Genomic DNA, 4,661 nt, shown 5'->3' with positions numbered 1-4,661 from the left:
CCGTACTCGTCGATCCAACGCAACGCCGCCCGCGCCTCGGCCTCCAATTCGTGCACCAGGTCCGCATTTCCCGACCAGCGTTCGTACTCGTCCAGCAGGATCACGAAAAGCGGCGTCGCGTCCGCGCTGCCGAAATACGGCGTGTCAGGCTGCTCCTCGAACGCGGACAACTCGCTGTACCGGAACTCGTGCATGATCTTTCCCGGCTCCTCGTCGCGGAAGTCGTCCAGGACGGCAGCCTGATCGAGGGCGAGTAGGCGCAAGGTGGCCACGGCTTGGTCCGGCACGATTGGCAGCGCCTGCAGACTGGTAAGGATCGAGTCGCGGCCGGTGGCGGTTGCGGCCCACGGCAGGCCGGCGGCCGGCATCGGCTCGCTCGGCAGCGCCAGTGTGTAAAACCGTAGGGCGGCGAGATCGACCAGGCTGCGCCGGTACGTCTGCTCCAGTGGCGTCCAGTCGCACGACAGCTGTGGCGTCTCGGCGAGCCACTGCTTGAGGTCCTGCTCGAGTTCCGGTTTGTTCCGCCGATGCGGGGCGGGGTGCAGATGCGCCCGGACGTCGTCACCGTCGGGACGCAGCACGAGACCCCGGACATGCAGCGTGGTGCTCCACTGCCCGTGTGGTCCGATGCGGATGTCGTACGTCAGGCCGTCCTCGTCGACCCGCGCCGGCTCGCTGGTGGAGATGACCGTCTCCCGCCGGAACGTGTCGCGCTCGTACCCGAGGCGCAGGCACCCGTCCGCGACGCGTTTGTATATCCGGCCGAGCCGCTCATATCTCCCGCCCTCGGCTACCGCCCACAACGGGAGGAAGTCCGAGTCCGCCTCGATCCGAATGGTGAATTTCGCTGGTTCATCCGAATGGTTGAAGACGGTCAGACGCTCCTCGAAACTGCCGACCACCGAGCGCTCGCGGATGACCGAGGCCTTGGCGTCCACGTAGTGGGTGGGGGCGCCGGGCACCAGGAAGAAGCGCGCCTCGAAGTACTGCGAATCGTCCAAGGCCAGCGAGTGCAATCGCTCACCGTTGACGCTCAGCCGCCACAGCGACAGGCATCGCGTGTCGAGCGTGAAGAATCCGGACGGGTCGCCTTGGGCCGTCTCGATGTCGCCGCTGTCCTGGCTCAATACGAAGATGTTGCCGTCCAGGATCCGCACGAGGCCGGGTTTCATCGGAAGTGCGGCGTGGAAACCCGGCCATTTACGGCCGGGAGGAAACGCCGCTCCCTCCCCTCAGTGATCGTCTTATATGGACAGTCGTTAGGATGTGAGGCATGGGTGAGGTGGTGAAGCGGGCTTACAAGTACCGCTTCTACCCGTCCCCTGAACAGGCTGAGCAGCTGAACCGCACCTTCGGGTGCGTGCGTCTGGTGTACAACCGAGCGTTGGAGGCCCGCACCCGGGCGTGGGCGGTGGACCGTCAGCGCACCACCTATGTGCAGTCGTCGGGGTAGCTGACGGAGTGGAAGCGCACCGATGAGTTGGCGTTCCTGAATGAGGTGTCGTCGGTGCCGTTGCAGCAGACGTTGCGGCATCTGCAGGCCGGGTTCGTGGCGTTCTGGGACAAGCGGTCCCGGTATCCGAGGTTCAAGTCCAAGCGCAAATCTAGGGCGTCGGCGGAGTACACGCGCTCCGCGTTCCGGTGGCGTGACGGCCGGCTCACCCTGGCCAAGATGAGCATCCCGCTGGACATCGTGTGGTCGCGGCCCCTGCCCGAGGGGGCGGAGCCGTCGACGGTCACGGTGTCTCGGGATGCTGCGGGCCGCTGGTTCGTGTCCCTGCTGGTCGAGGACCCCACGGTGACGCCCATGACTCCGGTCGATGCCGAGGTGGGTGTGGACGCGGGGATCACCAGTCTGCTCACCCTGTCCCACCCGATGCCTGGGGTGAGCGATGAGCACGGGAAGGTGGCCAATCCGCGGTACGGGCAGGCCGACCGGCGGAAGCTGGCCAAGGCGCAGCGGAACCTGGCCCGCAAACAGGACGGTTCCGCGAACCGGGCGAAGGCCCGCCTGAAGGTGGCCCGGATCCACGTCCGGATCGCTGACCGGCGTCGGGATCATCTGCACCAGCTGACTACTCGACTCGTCCGTGAGACCCAAACGGTCGCGATCGAAGACCTCAGCGTGCGCAACATGCTCCGCAACCGGCGCTTGGCCCGCGTCATCTCCGACGCGGGCTGGGGTCAGTTCCGCAGCATGCTGGAGTACAAAGCCCAGTGGTACGGGCGTGAGGTGATCCCCGTCAACCGGTGGCTGCCCACGTCCAAAACCTGCTCGACCTGCGGTCAGATCAACACCGCGCTCGCCCTCAACGAGCGTGTCTGGACGTGCCCCGGCTGCGGGGTCGTGCACGACCGGGACATCAACGCTGCCAAGAACATCCTCGCCGCCGGGCTGGCGGAGAGGTAAAACGCCTGCGGAGCTGACGTAAGACCTCAAGGGAAACCTCCCGGAAAGGCAGTCGGCGATGAAACAGGAAACCTCACGGGCGACCGTGAGAATCCCAGCCCTTCAGGGCCGGGAGGATGTCAAGTCCGCCGCCTCTGTTCGCCGCCGGTGAAGGCTCGCGGATGGTGCTCACCCGGGGACTCGGGGAAGAGCCGTTCCAGCAGGATGATGAGCCGGAATTCCCCGTCGCTCGTGAGTTCGTTCCGCAGCCATGCCGGTTCCGGTTTGATCTCGCCGAGCACCATCCGGTCGAACGAGGCGTTGTCGGTGCGGATGACGATGTCCGCGCTGTGCTCTTCCCTCGTCACCCGGATGTCCCCGTTCGTGATGCTGATGAACCAGTGGTCCGTCCCGTGATCGTGGTCTAGGTCGAAGCGGATGGTGCCGGTGGTCTTCTTGAGCACGCGTCCTTGGCGGGGGAGTTCGGCGAAGAATTTTCTGGTCACATCCGACATCAGAGGTCCTCCCAGAAGCTCGAGCGCCATGGCCAGGATCGCTCCACCCGCCGCGTGGTGGCATCACCCGCGGCGGGTGAAATCGAGGCGGCGGCGAGGCTGCCCGTCACCGCCTCGGGACCAGCGAGGACATGGCCGGTCTCACCCGGTGCGGGTGATGCCGGAGTACCCCTCGGCGCACTACCTTGTCCGCGTCGGGAGTCGAGCCGAGGGAGTCTTGATGTCCGATCGCGCCGCGGAATTGTTCAGTGGGCTCGGCCGCCGGGGCCATGAACCCCTGCTCCAGGAGGCCGACGCCGCCGTACGCTTCGACCTTGAGCACGAACGCGGAATTGACCACTGGCTCCTGGTGATCTGCAACGGCGATATCCGGGTGTCGCGTGAAGATCGCGAAGCGGACCTCGTCGTTCGGGTTGACCGGGCGCTCTTCGAGCGGATCGTCGGCGGCGAGACCAATGTCTACTCGGCGTGGTTGCGTCATGAACTCTCGGCCGAGGGCGACGTGCGCCTGGCTCGGCTCATCCAGCGGATCATCCCGGGGCCCTCGGGTGCGCGCCACCCGCGGGACTTCGCCCGCGAGCAGGGACAGCTGAGATGAAGGAGGACCTCGTCAGACTGCTGGACGGCAACACGTTCGTGGTCAGTGAGGACAACGGCGACATCGACGCGTCTCCCACCGTCCCGACCGGGTTGTTCTCCTTCGACACGCGATTCCTGTCGAAATGGCTTCTGCGCATCGACGGGGAACGGCTCACCACGCTCACCATCGACGACGTCGAGTACTTCGAAAAGCGCTTCTTCCTCGTCCCGGCCACCCCCGCTCTCGCCGACGCCCAGGTCTCGGCCATCCGGGAACGCTGTATCGGCGGGAGTTTCACCGAGCGACTGACGGTGATCAACCACCGGAGCCGGCCGGTCGATCTGCGGATCCAGGTCGAGATCGAGAGCGATTTCGCCGACCTGTTCGAAATCAAGGATGTCCAGGCCAAGCGCGGAAATTATCACGCACGGGTGGAAAGCGGGCGCCTGTGCCTCGGGTACGAGCGCGACACGTTCCGGCGGGAGACGGTCATCTCCACCAGCGAGCCGGCGCGGGTCGACGAGGACGGGCTGACGTACGACATCCGCATCGGCCCGCACGGACAGTGGGCTACCGAGCTGCACGTGCGCACCCTGGGCCCCGACGGGCGGGACATCCGCGAGAGCCTCCAGGGCAGGACTAATCGAGAGACCAAGGAGATGCGCCGCGAACTGGACCGTTGGCTGGCCGAGGCGCCCCGCCTGGTCTGCGATTCCACGGCGCTGACGAAGACGTACCGGCGCTGCCTGGTCGATCTCGCCGCCCTGCGTTTCACCCCCCTGACGGGCGGCGGGCAGACCCTGCCCGCCGCCGGGCTGCCGTGGTTCATGGCCATCTTCGGCCGGGACAGCGTCTTCACCAGCCTGCAGGCGCTGCCGTTCGCGCCAGACCTCGCCGCCACGACGCTCCGCCTGCTGGCGCTCACCCAGGGCGCCGTGCTCGACGACTTCCGGGAGGAGGAGCCGGGAAAGATCCCGCACGAGTTGCGGTACGGCGAGACGGTCGCGTTCGAGGAGCAGCCGCATGCGCCGTACTTCGGCAGCGCGGACGCGACGCCGCTCTACGTGATCCTGCTGGACGAGTACGAACGTTGGACGGGCGACGCCGACACGGTGCGGCTGCTCGAGCGCGCCGCGCGGGCGGCGTTGCGTTGGATCGACGAGTACGGCGACATCAT

At 66.6% G+C, this 4,661-nt stretch carries 6 protein-coding genes; 4 read left to right on the top strand and 2 right to left on the bottom strand.

Annotated features, from left to right (window positions below; all coding sequences use genetic code 11):
- Nucleotides 1–1,157 (bottom strand): glycogen debranching N-terminal domain-containing protein (locus tag ACY34I_RS40115; protein ID WP_462760735.1); only part of this gene is annotated, 1,157 nt, incomplete at its 3' end.
- Between the two features lie 116 nt (nucleotides 1,158–1,273).
- Between ACY34I_RS40115 and ACY34I_RS40110 the strand changes: the two genes are divergently transcribed.
- Complete coding sequence (locus tag ACY34I_RS40110; protein WP_462760733.1) at nucleotides 1,274–1,453, top strand: helix-turn-helix domain-containing protein; 180 nt, start codon at nucleotides 1,274–1,276, stop codon at nucleotides 1,451–1,453.
- Nucleotides 1,454–2,410: an RNA-guided endonuclease InsQ/TnpB family protein gene (locus ACY34I_RS40105; protein ID WP_462760737.1), complete on the top strand. Its 957-nt coding sequence runs from the start codon at nucleotides 1,454–1,456 to the stop codon at nucleotides 2,408–2,410.
- 119 nt (nucleotides 2,411–2,529) lie between these two features.
- On the opposite strand, the gene ACY34I_RS40100 is transcribed toward ACY34I_RS40105, so the two are convergent.
- Entirely contained in the window at nucleotides 2,530–2,904 is a 375-nt protein-coding gene (locus ACY34I_RS40100; RefSeq protein WP_462760731.1) for an SCP2 sterol-binding domain-containing protein, read from the bottom strand.
- 220 nt (nucleotides 2,905–3,124) lie between these two features.
- On the opposite strand from ACY34I_RS40100, the gene ACY34I_RS40095 reads away from it, so the two are divergent.
- Nucleotides 3,125–3,502, top strand: a complete 378-nt coding sequence (locus ACY34I_RS40095; protein WP_462760729.1) for an SCP2 sterol-binding domain-containing protein — start codon at nucleotides 3,125–3,127, stop codon at nucleotides 3,500–3,502.
- On the top strand, nucleotides 3,499–4,661 hold a 1,163-nt coding region (locus ACY34I_RS40090), incomplete at its 3' end, for an amylo-alpha-1,6-glucosidase (RefSeq protein ID WP_462760727.1). The genes ACY34I_RS40095 and ACY34I_RS40090, both read left to right, overlap by 4 nt.

It is taken from the genome of Micromonospora sp. RTBAU3-60, from assembly GCF_054963695.1.
The sequence above is the reverse complement of the archived record's forward strand: the minus strand, read 5'-3'. Positions and strand labels throughout refer to the sequence as shown.